Raw genomic sequence first — 16,145 nt, forward strand, 5'->3', positions numbered from 1 at the left:
TGCATCGGGGAGAGCTCCGGCGTCTTCTCCGGCATGGCGCCGATGGTACCGCTGCGGCTGCCGGCATCAGCAGGGGGCACTGCCTTCGGGGCGGGGATCGTGCCAGCCCGCTCCGCCCTGGATCACCGCGCGCGCCGCGGCCGGCCCCCAGCTGCCGGCGTCGTAGATCTCCACCGGGGCGGGCGCGGCCAGCACCGGGTCGACCACGTGCCAGGCCGCTTCCACCGCGGCGTCGCGGGTGAACAGGCTGGCGTCGCCATGCAACGCATCGCCGAGCAGCCGCTCGTACGCCGGCGCGGCGGCGGCGGGCTGGTGGCGGGCGACCAGTTCCACCGCCTCGCCGCGCATCGCCTCGCCCGCGCGCTTGACCCGCGCGCCGGTGGCGATCACCACTTCCGGGCCGAGGCGGAAGCGGAAGTAGTTGCCGGGCGCCGGCAGGGCGCCCGCGCGATCGTCGTCGAACAGCGCCAGCGGCGGCCGCTTGAGGTCGACCACGACCTCGGTGGCGGTGATCGGCAGGCGCTTGCCGGCGCGGATGTAGAACGGCACTCCGGCCCAGCGCCAGGTGTCGATCTCCAGCTTCAGCGCGGCGAAGGTCTCGACGTCGGAACCGGCGGCAACGCCGGCCTCGTCGCGGTAGCCGCGGAACTGCCCGCGCACCACCTGCCCCGGCTGCAGCGGCTTCATCGCCCGGAACAGGCGCAGCTTCTCGGCCTGGATCGCACTCGCGTCGTCGCCGATCGGCGCGTCCATCGCCAGCAGCGCCACCACTTGCAGCAGGTGATTCTGGACCACGTCGCGCAGCGCGCCGACGCCTTCGTAGAAGCTGCCGCGGCCCTCCACGCCGAAGCGTTCGGCCATGGTGATCTGCACGTTGTCGACGTAGTTGCGGTTCCACACCGGCTCCAGGAAGGCGTTGGCGAAGCGGAAATACAGCAGGTTCCGCACCGCCTCCTTGCCCAGGAAATGGTCGATGCGGAAGACCGCGTCCTCGTCGAACACCGCGTGCAGGGTGCGGTTGAGCGCCTGCGCCGAAGCCAGGTCGCGGCCGAAGGGCTTCTCCACCACCACCCGCGCGCCGTCCGCGCAGCCCGACTGCGCCAGCGCCTGCACCACGGTGGCGAACAACGCCGGCGGGATGGCCAGGTAATGCAGCGGCCGCCGGGTGCCGTCGAGCGCGCGCCGCAGCCGCTGGAAGGTGCCCGGATCGCCGTAGTCGCCCTCGACGAAGCGCAACTGCGCGGCCAGCCGGGCGAACGCGGCCCGGTCGATGCCGCCTTCCGCGTGCACCAGGCTGTCGCGCACGTGCTCGCGCAGTCGCTGCAGGTTCCAGCGATCCCGGGCGACGCCGACCACCGGCATGTCCAGCTCGCCGTCGCGCACCAGCGCCTGCAGCGCGGGAAAGATCTTCTTGTAGGCCAGATCGCCGGTGGCGCCGAACAGCACCAGGGCATCGGACTGTGCGGGAGGATTGCTCAACGCTCGCTCCATGCGTGGGGGGCGCGTGCGCGCCGGGAGGGCTTGAATCGTTGTTGCCCTCTCCGGGGCCCGGAATTGAAACCCCGGATTGCCGCTTGCGCGGGAGTCGGCGCCAAAGCCGATTTGCCTACGCCCTCGCGGGTACGACACACGGCCTGCATACCAGATCGACGGTTAAGGCATGGTCGTCCTGTCGAAACGCGAACGGGCCGCCGGTGGGCGACCCGTTCGCGAAACTGCCGCTTTTGCCCGGCTCCGCACCACGGGGTGCGGGCAACCGGGCGCTGCGTTACGACTGCACCGGCACGATGGTGATCTCGACCCGGCGGTTCTGGGCGCGGCCGGCCTCGGTGTCGTTGCTGGCGATCGGGCGGGTCTCGCCGGCGCCGACCACGATCATGCGCTGCTGCATCACGCCGCGGCTGCCCAGATAGCCGGCCACCGCATTGGCGCGGCGCTGCGACAGCGCCTGGTTGTAGGCGTCGGTGCCGACGCTGTCGGTGTGGCCGGCGACCTCGATCACGGTCTGGTTGTACTGGTTGAGGGTGCCGGCAACGTTGTCCAGCACCGGATAGAACTGCGGCTGCAGGTTGGCGCTGTCGAAGGCGAAGGTGATGTTGCCCGGCATGTTGAGGACGATGTTGTCGCCCTGGCGGACCACGTCCACGCCGCTGCCGGCCAGTTCGCGCCGCAGCGCGGCTTCCTGGCGATCCTGGTAGGCGCCGATGCCGGCGCCGGCGAGGCCGCCGATGCCGGCGCCGACCAGCGCACGCTGGCGGCGTTCGACCGCGTCGCCGCCGCTGAGCAGGCCGGCGACCGCGCCGATGCCGGCGCCGATCAGCGCCCCGGTGCGGGTGCGGTTGGGGTCGTTGGGATCGCTGGTCTGGCCGGTGTAGGTGGCGCAACTGGTCAACAGCATCGCGCCGGCAAGGGCGGCGCAGAGTCCGGTCGTGGCGAGCTTGGTCATGAGGATCTCCTGAATCACGGGGGATGGCCTGCCGAAGGATCCGCCGGCAGACCTGAATGCGCGATCAAGGTAACCATGGAAGCGTCACCGACGGGTGACGGCAACGGCCGGCGTTTAGCCAGCGGTGGGGATCGGCGCGGCCGGGACCAGCGCGTCGGCCATGGCGGCGTCGAGCGTCCGCTGCCAGTCGCCCATCAGCGCCAGGTACAGCAGCTTGTCGAACTCGGCGCCGAAGCGACCCGCCACCGCGTCCGGGTCGGGAATCAAGCCGGCATCGGCGATCAGTCCGAAATGCACGCGGCCGTTGTAGCTCAGGATCGAGATGCCGACGCCGACCGAGCCGGTTTGCGGCACCCAGAACATCATCTCGCGCAACATGCAGCCGGCCATGTACAGCGGCTGCTGCGGTCCGGGCACGTTGGTCGCAACCGCGCTCGCCTTGCGGCTGAATATTTCCAGGGCCACGTCCTGGAGCATCGGCGGCGCCATCCCCAGCGCCGCCAGCACGCCGAACGCCATGATCGCCTGGCGCGAGGACTTGAGCTGGTCCATGCACGCGGCCACGTGCCGCAGCCGCCGCACCGGGTTGGCCTCGCCCACCGGCAGCTCCAGGAACACCAGCCCGAAATGGTTGCCGAGCTGGCGCGCGTGCTCCAGCGGGCGCAGGTTGACCGGCACGGTGGCGCGCACCACGGTGCCGTCCAGGGATTCGCCGCGCGCCAGCATGTAGCTGCGCAGCGCGCCCGCGGCCGCGGCCATCAGCACGTCGTTGACGGTGCAGCCGCTGGCGCGGCCGACCGCCTTGACCTCTTCCAGGTCCAGCGGCTCGGCCCAGGCCACGCGCTTGTCGGGGCCCAGCGCCCCGCGCAGCAGCGATGGCGGATCGTCCGGCAGCAGCAGCGTGCCGACGAACTCGCGCGCGATCGCGCCGCCCTCCCAGGCCAGGATCGCCGCCAGCGACGGATCGCGCGCCAGGGCGATGCCCTGCTCCAGCACCTTGCCGCCCAGCTCGCGGTAGCGGTCGAGGGCGCCGACCCGGCGCGCCACCCGCGCGCCGTCGTGCTTGAGCCAGGCCTTGTCCAGCTCGCTGCCGCGCAGCGCCTGCCGCGTGGTATCGGTCAGCGACAGCAGCACCTGCACCAGGGCGATGCCGTCGGCATAACAGTGGTGGATGCGCGCCACCAGCGCCGAGCCGCCCTGGTAGTCGGCGACCAGGTCGAAGCGCCACAGCGGCCGCCCTTTTTCCAGCGGGGTGGAGGCGAGCTTGCTGGCGAAGCGCTCCAGCGCGCGCTTCTGCGCCGGACCCGAGGCGGCACGCCCGGGCAACTTCGCCGCGCGCACGTGCCGGTCGAGGTCGAAATCCCCGCTCTCGCACCAGACCGCGCCGGCGCCGTTGTCCAGCGGCGTCTGCCGGAACCGCGGATACGCCAGGAAGCGTTGCGCGATCACCCGCTTCAGCCGCGCCAGCGACATCGGCTCGGCGAACATCAGCACGCCGGTGATCATCATCGGGTTGGTCGGCCGTTCCATCCGCAGCCACGCGGTGTCGACCCGGGACATGGCTTCGCGCCGCCCGTCGGGGGCGCGGCTGGCGCGCTGGCGCGGCTTGGGCGTGGCCATCGACCCTCTCCGGTGATTGCCGCGAGTGAAGCATGCGCCGGCGAACAGCGTCAACGCGCGCCGGTCAGGCCTCCCGCGAGGAACGCGCCGCGGTCGTCGCCGCCACCGAGCCGCGCTGCAGCAACGCGGCGAACTCCGCGGCCGCCACCGGGCGGCCGTGCAGGAACCCCTGCATCTCGTGGCAGCCGTGGCGCTGCAGGGCATCGGCCTGGGCGCAGGTCTCCACCCCTTCGGCGATCACCCGGTAATCCAGCGCCCGCGCCATGCCGACGATCGCCTGCACGATCGCGCTGTGCTTGGGATCGTCCGGCAGGCCCTGCACGAAGGAGCGGTCGATCTTCAGCGCGTCGAACTTGTAGCGCACCAGGTAGGCCAGGCTGGAATAGCCGGTGCCGAAATCGTCGACCGCCACCTGCACGCCCAGCGCCTTGAGCTGCGCGATCAGCTCCTGCGCGCGCTCCAGGTGAGTGAACATCTGGCTCTCGGTGAACTCGATCTCCAGCCACTGCGGCGCCATGCCGGTGTCGGCCAGGGTCTTGCGCACGTGCGCGATCAGCCGCTCCGGGTCGAAGCGCGCCAGCGACACGTTGACCGAGACCGGCACCTGCGGCAGCCCCGCGTCCTGCCAGGCGCGGTTCTGGCGGCAGGCCTCGTGCATCACCCACTCGTCCAGCGCCACGATCAGGCCGGTCTCCTCGGCCACCGGGATGAACTCGCCCGGCGGCACCACCTCGCCAGTGTCGGAGCGGCGCCAGCGCACCAGCGCTTCCATCCCGGTGATGCGGCCTTCCGGCAGCCGCACCTTGGGCTGGTAGGCGAGGAAGAAATCCTCGTTGGCCAGGGCGAAGCGCAGGTCGTGCTCGGTGCGCATGCGCTGGTCGGCGCGCTCGCTCATGATCCCGGTGAAATAGCTGTAGCGGCCGCGGCCGGCCTCCTTGGCGTGGTACAGCGCGGTGTCGGCCTGCTTCATCAGGGTCTTGATGTCGCGCGCGTCCTGCGGGAACAGCGCGATGCCGACGCTGGCGGAGATGTGCAGCACCTGGCCCTCGACGTGGAATGGCTGCTCGATCGCCAGGATCAGCTTTTCGGCCACGCGCGCGGCGTCGCGCGGGTCGGCCAGGCGCACCAGCAGCAGCACGAACTCGTCGCCGCCCTGGCGGCTGACGGTGTCGTCCGCGCGCACCGCCTCCACCAGCCGCCGCGCCACCTCCTGCAGCACCTTGTCGCCGGCCTGGTGGCCGAGGGTGTCGTTGATGTGCTTGAAGAAATCCAGGTCCACGAACAGCAGCGCGCCCTTGGCGCCGCGCTCGGCCGCGGCCAGCGCCTGCGACAGGCGGTCGTGCAGCAGGACCCGGTTGGGCAGGTCGGTGAGATAGTCGTGCTGGGCCAGGTGCGACATCTTCATCGCCATCGCCCGGGTTTCGCTGACGTCGTGGAACACCATCACCGCGCCCAGCGCATTGCCGTCGTCGTCCTGCACCGGGGCGGCGGCGCTTTCCACCGGCCGGCGGCTGCCGTCGCGACGCAGCAGCGCCGAATCCGGCTGCAGGCCGACCGCGCGGTTGGATTCCAGCGCCAGCAGCAGCGGCGAGCGCAACGCCTCGCCCGACTCCTGGGCGCACAGCCGCACCACTTCTTCCAGCGGACGCCCCAGCGCCTCGGCCCGGGACCAGCCGCTGAGTTCCTCGGCGATCGGGTTGAGCAGCACGATCCGGCGCCCGGCGTCGCAGGCGATGACCGCGTCGCCGATGGTCGCCAGCACCGCGCGCGCCAGCGCCTGCTCGTGCTGCAGCGCCTGTTCCAGCTGCAGCTGCGTGCCCAGGTCGCGCAGGCTCGCCGCGAGCGTGCCGTCGTTGCCGGGCAGCGGCGCCAGCCGCAATTCCAGCGGCTGCCCGGCCGCGGCCGCGCCGTCGTGGGGCCGCGTCCACACCGCCAGCGTTTCCTGTGCGCTCTCCGCAGGGGCTGCCCGCAGGCGTTCCAGGGTCGCCTGCAGCGCGTCCCGCGACGCCTCGCCCAGCAGCTCCGCGAACGGCCGCTGCAGCAGCGCGTCGGCGGTCTCGCCCAGCAGCTGCGTCGCCGCGGCGTTGGCCTGCGCGATGCGGCCGGACGCCTCCAGCAGCAGCATCGGTTCGGCCGCCGTCAGCAGGGCCTCGAACCGGCGCTCGCCCTGCCCGCGCCAACTGACGTCCTCGGCGACCAGGTAGAACCCGTCGACGCTGCCGTCGCCGCCGAACTGCGGCTGCAGCCGCGTCTGCAGCTGGCGGCCGTCGGGCATGGGCAGGTCGAACTGCTGCGGCTGGCCGGCCAGCGCCCGGCGCATGCGGCTGGCCAGGCGCGCGGCCACGTCCGGGGCGAGGCTTTCGTGCACGCTGCGCCCCAGCACCTGCGCGGCCGTGAGACCGTGCCATTGCAGGAAATTGTCGTTGGCGTAGCGATAGCGCAGGTCGCGGTCCAGTTGCGCCAGCAACCCGGGGGCATGCTCGGCGACCACCGCGAAGCGCTGGCCGGCCAGCTGCGCCTGCGTCCGGGCGGCCGCGCGCTGCGCGACCAGCACCGCGACCAGCAGCGGCGCCAGCGCCAGCAGCGCGAGCGCAAGACCCAACGCGAGCGCCGGTGGCACGCCCGCCGGCAGCCCCGCAATCGCCACGTCCGCCGACAACGCCGCCCAGCCCATGGTCGCCGCCACCGCGCACGTGCCCAGCGCGGCACTGCCGAAGACGCCGACGCGGCCGGCCGCAAGCAACAGCAGCAGCGCCACCAGGACCGGCGTCATCCCCGACAGCGCGACTGCAGGAACCGCCAGGACCACGGCGAGAAATCCCCAGAACGCCCGCGGCAGCGCTGCGCGATCCGCACTGCGCCAGACCGCGACCACCGGCGTGACCGCCAGCAGGCCGAGCGCGTGTCCCGGCCACCACGCCAGCAGCGCCTCGCGCAGCGGCAGGCCACCGAACTGCTGCAGGGCCAGCGCCGCCGGCAGCGCAGCGGCCAGCGGCGCCAGCACGCCGACGCCCAGCAAGGCCGCGACTGCGGCTTCGTCCAGCGCCCCGCCGCCCGCATGCCAGCGACGCAGCACCGCCCAGGCCAGCGCCACCTCCAGCGTGTCGACCAGCGCCAGGCCCGCGGCCAGCGGCGGCGTGGCGTCGAACAGCAGACGCGCGCCGCCATCGACCAGGGCGCAGGGCAGCAGCCACCACAGCACGTGGCGGTCGACGCGGTGCAGCATCCACCCCAGCAGCACGCCGTTGCCGATCCAGAGCATCGTGTCGCCGCCCAGCGCAGGGCTGGCGTACAGCGCCAGCAATGCCGTCAGCGCATAGACGGCCGTGACCAGCGCAGCCTCACGCAGGCGTGCGGCCAACGACAACCGGGATCCCCTGGCCTCGTCCATGCAGCGGCGTCGCTCCTCAGGACCGCCCGGCGGCGGCGGCCCACCTGTATACCCCAGGACGCCGCGCAGCGGGTGTGCGCAGGATCGCTGTCCGGCCACGCCAGACATGCCGCCGCGGCCGGCCGCGGCGCGATCCTCGACGCAGCGCACAGGCCAGGCGTCGATCCGGTCGTCGCGAACGCGCCGGCGCTGGCGTCCGGCCGGACGCAGTCGCAATCGCTGCGCAAGCCGGCAGCGCCGGCTGCGACGCGCCCCGCGCGCGCCGGCATCGGGCGGCGTCAACCGCCGCGGTACAGGCGCGGGATACGGGCGTTGAGGCCGGTCAGGATCTCGTAAGGGATGGTGCCGGCCGCCTGCGCCACGGCTTCCACCGGGATCGCGGCATCGCCCTGGCGGCCGATCAGCACGACTTCGTCCTCGTTCCAGGCACTGTCCTGGCCGATGTCGACCATGAACTGGTCCATGCAGATGCGCCCGACGATGGGATGGCGGTGGCCCCGGATCAGCACCTCGCCGCGCGCGGACAGCGCCCGCGGATAGCCGTCGCCGTAGCCCAGGGGCACGGTGACCACGCGGGTGTCGTGCGCCGGCGCCCAGGTCGCGCCGTAACTGACCGGATGCCCGGCCTTGACCACCTTGAAGTACACCACCTGCGACACCAGCGACAGCGCCGGGCGCAGGTCCAGCGTGCGCTTTGATGCCGGGTCCGGCTGCACGCCGTACAGCACGATGCCGGGGCGCACCATGTCCAGGTGCGTCTGCGGGAAATGCAGCACACCGCCGGAATTGGCCAGGTGCCGCAGCGGCATCGGCGCACCGAGGCGTTCGAAGTGCGCGCAGGCCTCGGCGAAGCGCTGCACCTGCAGTGCGGTCATCTCCGATCCGGGATCGTCGGCGCAGGCCAGGTGCGAATAGATGCCCTTGATCGTGCACCAGCGCGAGGCCACCGCCGCCGCGATGAACGGCCCGCAGGAATAGCTGTGCACGCCGATCCGCTCCATCCCGGTGTCGATCTTCAGGTGGACGGTCGCCTTGCGCCCCAGCGCCTGCGCGGCAGCCTCGACCTGGTGCAGCTTGTCCAGCGAGGACACGGTGACTTCCAGGTCGTGGGCGATGAACTGCGCCACCTGCGGGCCGAAGATCCCGCCCAATACCAGGATCGGCACGGTGATGCCGGCCTGTCGCAGCGCGATGCCCTCCTCCAGGAACGCCACCCCGAGCTGCTCGACGCCCTGCGCCTGCAGGTGCCGCGCCACCGGCACCAGCCCGTGGCCGTAGGCATTGGCCTTGACGATCGCCATCACCGGCACCCGCACGTGCGCACGGATCGCACGCAGGTTGTGCGCGATCGCATCGAGGTCGACCAGGATCCGGGTCGGGCGTTCGCTGGCGGGGGCGCTCATCGCATTAGTCTAGCGAGAGCATGAGGGGGAGTGCGCTCGTCCCGCCCTTCGCCCAAGTCGGGAGCGCCACGGTCGCGAAAGCCGTCGTGCTGGCCCGCGTCTGCGCGCGCACTGCCGCGCGGCCTGGGCGAACGCCCGCCGCGACGCGTCGGACCGGCCCGACCCGTGCAGCGAATCGAGCCTGCGGCCGCGCGTCGCAGCCGGACGCGGAGCCCCCGCGGCGAGGTGCGCCCGGGCCGGCGCGGCGACCTACCCGAAGCCGGCTGCGCGGCCGACGCCGGCTACTCGAAGCTGCCGACCGCGTCGTGCGCCAGGTTGTCGAAGCGGGTGTATTCGCCGAAGAACTTGAGCTTGATCGCCCCGGTCGGGCCGTTGCGCTGCTTGCCGATGATGATCTCGGCCAGGCCCTTGTCCGGCGAGTTGTCCTTGTTGTAGTACTCGTCGCGGTAGATGAAGACGATCACGTCGGCGTCCTGCTCGATGGCGCCGGATTCGCGCAGGTCGGCCATCATCGGGCGCTTGTCGGTGCGCGTCTCCAGCGAGCGGTTGAGCTGGCTCAGCGCGATCACCGGCACGTTGAGCTCCTTGGCCAGGCCCTTGAGCGAGCGCGAAATTTCGGAGATTTCCGTCGCCCGGTTCTCGCTGTTGCCGGGCACCGCCATCAGCTGCAGGTAGTCGATGACGATCAGGCCGAGGCCGTGCTCCTTCTTGATCCGGCGGGCCTTGGCACGCAGTTTTTCCGGCGACAGCGCCGGTTCGTCGTCGATGAAGATCTTGGCCTCGCGCAGCAGCCGGATCGCGCTGGTGACGCGGCTCCAGTCCTCGTCCTCCAGCTGTCCGGTGCGCAGGCGGGTGGCGTTGATGCGGCCGACCGAGGAGATCAGGCGCAGCGCCAGCTGGCTGGCCGACATTTCCATCGAGAAGATCGCCACCGGCTGCTTGGACTTCATCGCCGCGTACTCGGCCATGTTCAGCGCCAGCGTGGTCTTGCCCATCGACGGGCGCGCGGCCAGGATCAGCAGGTCGGTCGGCTGCAGCCCGGCGGTCATCTCGTCGAACTCGGTGTAGCCGGTGGGCAGGCCGGTGACGCTGCCGCCGCTCTCGTAGCGCTTCTGCAGCACGTCGAAAGCCTCGGCCAGCGCGCTGTGCACGGAGACGTAGTCCATCCGCCCCTTGGCGCTGTGCTCGGCGATCGCCAGCACGCTGGACTCGGCGGCGTCGAGGATCTCGCGGGTCTCGCGGCCGTCGGGCTGGAAGCCGTCGTTGACGATCCCGGTACCGACCTCGATCAGCTGCCGCAGCACCGCCTTGTCGCGCACGATCTCGGCGTAGGCGGCGATGTTGGCGGCCGAGGGCGTGGTGCTGGCCAGTTCCACCAGGTAGGCGCCGCCGGCGACCTGCTCGGCCTGGCCCATCGATTCGAACCATTCGCCCAGGGTGACCGCGTCGTAGGGGCGGTTCTTTTCCGCCAGCTCGCGGATGGCGCGGTAGATCAGCTGGTGGTCGCGGCGGTAGAAGTCGCTGTCGGTCAGGATGTCGGCGACCCGGTCGAACGCATCGGGCGCCAGCATCAGCCCGCCCAGCACCGCCTGCTCGGCCTCCACCGACTGCGGCGGCACCCGCAGCTGCTCGATGCGGTTGTCGCCCCGCCCGTGCAACGGCGGCTCGGTGCGAAAGCCCTGGCGTGCGCTCATCAAACTGGTGACTCCCCCGGGCGGGCCGTCGTCGCGGCCCTGTTGTTGTCGTCCTGCGGTCGTCATCCTAGTCGCGCCACCGCGCAAGCGTTGCAGACAACTCTGTGGATAACCGGTGGGAATCGCACACCTTGCGACTGGTTCATCGCGTTCCTGCAGATCCTGCGCGGAGAAACCCGGGCCAAGGCAGGACACGCCACAAACACATCCATGTGGGCCTGGCGGCGACATCCATGTCGCCGGCACTCCTGCCTTGACCCGGGCGTTCCCCCGCACGGGTATCGCAAGCGTGCATCTCCACACTTTTTTTGTGCGGAAACCTCTGCGGGGAAGCCGGCGGTCCTGCCTCTACGGGGTGCGTCGTAAACCCCCCCTTCAAGCGTGGAAGCTTCTGCGAGGGGAAGCCGGCGGCCCGGCCTGTGCGGGACACGCCGTGAATACGTCCCTGTAGGCTCCTCGGCGGCATCCATGCCGCCGACGGTCCCGCACAGGCCGGGCCACCGGCTTCCAAGCAAGTAAGTTGGCGCTTGCAGAAAAAACTAGCCGAAGCGGCGAGCCTCCACGCTCGCCAAGTCGCCGTCCGGCGGGCTGGGGGTGCGGAGAGTGGACCATGGATGGTCCACGACCCGACTTAAAGACAGGAGGTCGTCAGGAGGGCGCAGCACCCCCAGCCCGTCGGGCGGCGACTCCGTCCGAAGCCGAAGATGCCCGAACGACTCGACTTACAGAAGATCGTCGGGAGGGCACAGCATCCCCGCCCACCGTGCGGTGACTCCAGCCGAAACCGATCCGCACGGTCGGGGGCAGAACCAGAAACAGGACGGGCGCCACATGGGCGCCCGTCCGGGGTCTTGCGGTACGACGACGGTTACGCGGCTTCGGCCTCGACCACGACCTTGACCGGCACCGTGACGTCGGCATGCAGGTGCACGACGACTTCGTTTTCGCCGACATTGCGGATCGCGCCCTCGCCCATCACCACTTCCGACTTCTCGACCGGCATGCCGAGCTTGGTCAGCGCCTCGGCGATCTCACGCGGGCCGACCGAACCGTACAGCTTGCCCTCGGTGGAGGCATTGGCGTAGATGGTGACGCTGGCGCCCTCGAGCTTGGCGCGGCGGGCCTCGGCGTCGCCCAGCAGCGCCTGCGCCTTGGCCTCGTACTCGGCGCGCTTGGCCTCGAACTCGGCGATGTTGGCGGCAGTGGCCGGCACCGCCTTGCCCTGCGGCACCAGGAAGTTGCGGCCGTAGCCGGGCTTGACGTTGACCTTGTCGCCCAGGCCGCCGAGGTTGGTCACTTTCTGCAGCAGGATCAGTTCCATGGCATTGCTCCGTATTCGTTAGCGGCGCCGCACGGGCGCCGCAACTGTTGGCTGTCCGAATGGACGGTGTGGTGGCGCGACCCGCCGGTGCGGCGGGACCGGGTCACACGTTGTGGTTGTCGGTGTAGGGGATCAGCGCCAGGAAACGCGCGCGCTTGACCGCGGTAGCCAGCTGGCGCTGGTAGCGCGACTTGGTGCCGGTGATGCGGCTCGGCACGATCTTGCCGTTCTCGCTGATGTTCTGGCGCAGGGTGTTGAGATCCTTGTAATCGATCTCCTTGACGCCCTCGGCGGTGAACTTGCAGAACTTGCGGCGGCGGAAGAACTTGGACATGGGATGCGGCTCCTAGAGGACGATGGTCAGGCGGCTTCGGCGGCGTCGTCGGCGGCTTCGGCAGTGCCGTTGGCGCTCTCGTCTTCGTCGCGGCGGCGGCGCTCGCTGCGCTCGGGCTTGTCGTTCTTCTCGTCCTTGTTCTTCATGATCAGGGACTGCTCGGTGACCGCCTCGTCGCGACGGATCACCAGATGGCGCAGCACCGCGTCGTTGAAACGGAAGCCGTCGACCAGCTCATTGAGCACGGTCTGGTCGGTCTCGATGTTCAGCAGCACGTAGTGGGCCTTGACCAGGTTGTCGATCGGATAGGCCAGCTGGCGGCGGCCCCAGTCCTCGAGGCGGTGGATCTTGCCGTTGCCGCCTTCGATCAGCGTCTTGTAACGCTCGATCATCGCCGGCACCTGCTCGCTCTGGTCCGGGTGGACCAGGAACACGATTTCGTAATGACGCATGTGGGTTTCCTTGTGGATGCGGCCCGGGATCGCGCGGATCCGGGCCCGGCAGCCCCCCGTCGGCCGGGGCGGACGCGGTGGGGCAAGGGCTCCCCGGCAGGGACGCCGGGAAGCCGGAAATTATGGCAGGTTCAAGGACTTGTGGGCAAGGCGGCGACCGTCGCCCGGCACCGTCGCACGCAAGCCAGCGGCCCGGTCGCGGGCAATGGCCTGCCGCGAACGGCGCGCCGGCACCCGCCGGCATTGGATCCACCCGGGACCTGGGCGCCCCGCCTTGGGATTGTCATCCCGCGAAAACGGGGATGACGGCAACCGTCCCGGACCTGCCTAGGCGGCGCGCCCGGGGTCGGTGGTGAACGACTCGCCGCAGCCGCAGGCGGCGGCGACATTGGGGTTGTCGAACACGAACTGCTCGTTCAGCCCGCTCTTGAGGAAATCGATCCGGGTGCCGTCGACCTGCGCCAGGCTGTCGGCGTCGACGTAGATGCGCACGCCGTCCTGCTCGAACACGGTGTCGCCGGGGCGTTGCTCGCGGGCCAGGTCGGCCAGGTAGCCCCAGCCCGAGCAGCCGCTGCGCTGGACGCCGAACCGGAACCCCAGGGCCTGCGGCGTCTCGGCCAGGAAACCACGGATGCGTTGCAGGGCGGCGGGAGCGAGTTGGATGGCCATGCGCCCATTATAAATGGGTTGCGCCGTCGCGGGTCCGGCGCCCCGCGCCGACGCCGGGAGTCGCGGCTGCCGCCACCGGCACAGTAAACTGCCGGGTTCATGGAGCAGACAGCACGGCGGTATCCAGTCATGACAACGGTCAGCGTCGAACACGCGCTCGCGGGCAAGCTCCCGGTCGGCGGCGAGGTCACGGTCCGCGGCTGGGTGCGGACCCGGCGCGACTCCAAGGCCGGGCTGAGCTTCGTCAACGTCAGCGACGGCTCCTGTTTCGCCCCGATCCAGGTCGTCGCCCCGGCCTCGCTGTCCAACTACGAATCCGAGGTGAAGCGGCTCACCGCCGGCTGCGCGGTGGTCTGCACCGGTACGCTCGCCCAGTCGCAGGGCCAGGGCCAGGCGTTCGAGATCCAGGCCGAGTCGATCGAGGTGGTCGGCTGGGTCGACGATCCGGAGACCTACCCGATCCAGCCCAAGGCGCACTCGCTGGAGTTCCTGCGCGAGGTCGCGCACTTGCGCCCGCGCACCAACCTGTTCGGCGCGGTCACGCGCATCCGCGACTGCCTGGCCAAGGCGGTGCACCGCTATTTCCACGAGCAGAGCTATTTCTGGATCTCCACCCCGATCATCACCACCTCCGACGCCGAGGGCGCGGGGCAGATGTTCCGGGTCTCCACCCTGGACCTGGCCAACCTGCCGCTGGGCGAGGACGGCGCGGTCGACTTCGGCCAGGACTTCTTCGGCAAGGAAACCTTCCTCACCGTCTCCGGCCAGCTCAACGTCGAGGCCTACTGCCTGGCGCTGAGCCGCGTCTACACCTTCGGCCCGACCTTCCGCGCCGAGCACTCCAACACCAGCCGTCATCTCGCCGAATTCTGGATGGTGGAGCCGGAGATCGCCTTCGCCGACCTCGCCGAGGACGCGCGCGTGGCCGAGGAATTCCTCAAGTACCTGTTCCGCGCGGTGCTGCACGAACGCGGCGACGACATGGCGTTCATCGCCCAGCGCGTGCAGCCCGACGCGATCGCGCGGCTGGAGGCGTTCGTCAACGCGCCGTTCGAGCGCATCAGCTACACCGAGGCGGTGGCGCTGCTGCAGCGCTCCGGGCAGAAGTTCGAGTTCCCGGTGGAATGGGGCCTGGACCTGCAGACCGAGCACGAGCGCTGGCTCACCGAGGTCCACGTCGGCCGCCCGGTGGTAGTCACCGACTATCCCGAACACATCAAGGCGTTCTACATGCGCCTGAACGACGACGGCCGCACGGTCGCGGCGATGGACGTGCTGGCGCCAGGGATCGGCGAGATCATCGGCGGCAGCCAGCGCGAGGAACGGCTGGACGTGCTCGACAAGCGCATGGCGCAGTTCGGCCTGGATCCGGCGCACTACCAGTGGTACCGCGACTTCCGCCGCTACGGCACGGTGCCGCACGCGGGCTTCGGCCTGGGGTTCGAGCGGCTGGTGGTCTACACCTGCGGCCTGGCCAACATCCGCGACGCGATCCCCTACCCGCGCGCGCCTGGCCACGCGGAGTTCTGAGCGATGCATCCGGAATTCGCCAGCGTCGACATCGTGATGTTCTTCGCCCTGCTGTTCGTGGCGATGGCCATCGCCGGCGCGACCGCCTTCGTGATCTTCTGGCCGCTGGCGCTGGTGCACATCCGCGACCGGCATCCGGCAGTCAAGGCGCTGCTCGGCGAAGGCGCGTTCCTGAAACCCGCAGCGCTGTGGTGGCTGCTGCGCGGCGGCTACCGCACTACCCCGGACCCCGGCCTCAGCGGCCTGGCGACGCCGGCGCGGATCGCGCTGTCGGTGATCCTGCTGGGGCTGACGCTGGCCGCGCTGCTGTGGCTGTACTCGCTGGCGCTGGCCGCGGCATGAGCACGCCCGCCGACGGGCAATGGTGGCTGGCGACCCTGGGCCGCAACCTGGTGTGGGCGCGGCTGCGGGTGCGCGAGGCCGGCACCGCCGAAGTCCTCGACAGCGACGGCAACACCCTGACCTACGACAGCGAGGACACCGCCCGCGCCGCGCTGCTGGACGCGGACTTCGTCGCCTTCGACGGCCTCGACGCCGACGACGCCCTGGCCCGCGGCTTCGACCTCCACGCCGTCCAGCCGCCGCAGGCAGACAGCGACGAGGCACTGCGGCCGCTGATGTTCCGCAAGCTCGACGCCCGGGCCTGAGTGCCATGTACCTGCCACGCGCCTTCGCCGAAACGGACCTGACGCAGCTCGACCGCCTGCTGCAGGCCGATCCGTTCATCACCCTGGTCTCGATGGATGCGGACGGCGCGCCCATTGCCAGCCAGTTGCCGGTGCTCTATCGCCGCGACGGCGACGACATCCTGATCGAGGGGCACTGGGCGCGGGCCAACCCGCAGTCGCGGCACCAGGGCGAAGCCCTGCTGCTCGTGCACGGCCCGCACGCCTACGTCTCCCCGGCCTGGTATCCGGACAAGGAAGCCGAGGCCCGGGTCCCGACCTGGAACTACGCATCGGCGCAATTGCGCGGAAGCCTCGAGCGTTTCGAGGATGAAGTCTCGCTGGCCGACCTGGTTTCGCGCCTGAGCGACCGGTTCGAAGCGCAGGTCGGCAGCGACTGGCATTTCGAGCCGCAGCGCGAGGACCACCGCGTGCAGCTGCGCGGCATCGTCGGCTTCCGCTTCGTGCCGCGCCGGGTCGATCTCAAGTTCAAGCTCAGCCAGAACCACCCCGCCGCCAACCGCGAATCGGTGATTGCGCACCTGCAGGGCCAGGCGCGCGAACCCAGTCGCAGCCTCGCCACGCTGATGCGCGAACGCGACGCCCGGCCCGGAGACTGA

The 16,145-nt window shown here is 70.7% G+C and carries 14 protein-coding genes; 4 read left to right on the forward strand and 10 right to left on the reverse strand.

All coding sequences use genetic code 11. The features are described 5' to 3' along the window. Positions 1 to 66: 66 nt before the first annotated feature. From zwf to D0Y53_RS06010, 10 genes are all read right to left on the reverse strand, one after another. The gene (zwf, locus tag D0Y53_RS05960) at positions 67 to 1,479 is read right to left on the reverse strand and encodes a glucose-6-phosphate dehydrogenase (RefSeq protein WP_233511675.1); all 1,413 of its coding nucleotides are present in this window, start codon (positions 1,477 to 1,479) and stop codon (positions 67 to 69) included. Between the two features lie 289 nt (positions 1,480 to 1,768). Beyond that, positions 1,769 to 2,446 carry a YiaD family glycine zipper/OmpA-like lipoprotein gene (locus D0Y53_RS13215; protein WP_117202287.1) on the reverse strand — a complete coding sequence of 226 codons (678 nt, stop codon included), beginning with the start codon at positions 2,444 to 2,446 and terminating at the stop codon, positions 1,769 to 1,771. Between the two features lie 114 nt (positions 2,447 to 2,560). Further along, positions 2,561 to 4,066, reverse strand: a complete 1,506-nt coding sequence (locus D0Y53_RS05970) for a WS/DGAT/MGAT family O-acyltransferase (RefSeq protein ID WP_117202288.1) — start codon at positions 4,064 to 4,066, stop codon at positions 2,561 to 2,563. A 64-nt stretch (positions 4,067 to 4,130) separates the two neighbouring features. Next, positions 4,131 to 7,457, reverse strand: a complete 3,327-nt coding sequence (locus D0Y53_RS13185; RefSeq protein ID WP_158550590.1) for a bifunctional diguanylate cyclase/phosphodiesterase — start codon at positions 7,455 to 7,457, stop codon at positions 4,131 to 4,133. Positions 7,458 to 7,735: 278 nt separating this feature from the next. Continuing rightward, a complete protein-coding gene (alr, locus tag D0Y53_RS05980; protein ID WP_117202290.1) occupies positions 7,736 to 8,860 on the reverse strand; it encodes an alanine racemase in 1,125 nt (374 codons plus the stop codon). A gap of 281 nt (positions 8,861 to 9,141) precedes the next feature. Further along, the gene (locus tag D0Y53_RS05985) at positions 9,142 to 10,554 is read right to left on the reverse strand and encodes a replicative DNA helicase (protein WP_117202291.1); all 1,413 of its coding nucleotides are present in this window, start codon (positions 10,552 to 10,554) and stop codon (positions 9,142 to 9,144) included. 868 nt (positions 10,555 to 11,422) lie between these two features. Continuing rightward, on the reverse strand, positions 11,423 to 11,875 hold the full coding sequence (gene rplI / locus D0Y53_RS05995; protein WP_117202293.1) for a 50S ribosomal protein L9: 453 nt from the start codon (positions 11,873 to 11,875) through the stop codon (positions 11,423 to 11,425). A 103-nt stretch (positions 11,876 to 11,978) separates the two neighbouring features. Then, positions 11,979 to 12,209 carry a 30S ribosomal protein S18 gene (gene rpsR, locus D0Y53_RS06000; RefSeq protein WP_117202294.1) on the reverse strand — a complete coding sequence of 77 codons (231 nt, stop codon included), beginning with the start codon at positions 12,207 to 12,209 and terminating at the stop codon, positions 11,979 to 11,981. 26 nt (positions 12,210 to 12,235) lie between these two features. After that, on the reverse strand, positions 12,236 to 12,661 hold the full coding sequence (gene rpsF / locus D0Y53_RS06005; RefSeq protein ID WP_117202295.1) for a 30S ribosomal protein S6: 426 nt from the start codon (positions 12,659 to 12,661) through the stop codon (positions 12,236 to 12,238). A 327-nt stretch (positions 12,662 to 12,988) separates the two neighbouring features. Beyond that, positions 12,989 to 13,330 (reverse strand): HesB/IscA family protein, encoded by a 342-nt coding sequence (locus tag D0Y53_RS06010; protein WP_117202296.1) that lies wholly within the window; start codon positions 13,328 to 13,330, stop codon positions 12,989 to 12,991. A 129-nt stretch (positions 13,331 to 13,459) separates the two neighbouring features. Between D0Y53_RS06010 and asnS the strand changes: the two genes are divergently transcribed. The 4 genes from asnS to D0Y53_RS06030 are packed head-to-tail and all read left to right on the forward strand — an operon-like array spanning position 13,460 to position 16,145. Continuing rightward, entirely contained in the window at positions 13,460 to 14,860 is a 1,401-nt protein-coding gene (gene asnS, locus D0Y53_RS06015) for an asparagine--tRNA ligase (protein ID WP_117202297.1), read from the forward strand. 30 nt (positions 14,861 to 14,890) lie between these two features. After that, the gene (locus D0Y53_RS06020; RefSeq protein ID WP_117202335.1) at positions 14,891 to 15,202 is read left to right on the forward strand and encodes a hypothetical protein; all 312 of its coding nucleotides are present in this window, start codon (positions 14,891 to 14,893) and stop codon (positions 15,200 to 15,202) included. After that, positions 15,199 to 15,507, forward strand: coding sequence for a hypothetical protein (locus D0Y53_RS06025; protein WP_117202298.1), 309 nt, complete (start codon positions 15,199 to 15,201; stop codon positions 15,505 to 15,507). The genes D0Y53_RS06020 and D0Y53_RS06025 overlap by 4 nt, the downstream gene beginning before the upstream one ends. Before the next feature lie 5 nt (positions 15,508 to 15,512). Beyond that, positions 15,513 to 16,145, forward strand: a complete 633-nt coding sequence (locus tag D0Y53_RS06030; protein ID WP_117202299.1) for an FMN-binding negative transcriptional regulator — start codon at positions 15,513 to 15,515, stop codon at positions 16,143 to 16,145.

This window comes from Cognatiluteimonas weifangensis (genome assembly GCF_003416885.1).
Taxonomy (GTDB): Bacteria; Pseudomonadota; Gammaproteobacteria; order Xanthomonadales; family Xanthomonadaceae; genus Cognatiluteimonas; species Cognatiluteimonas weifangensis.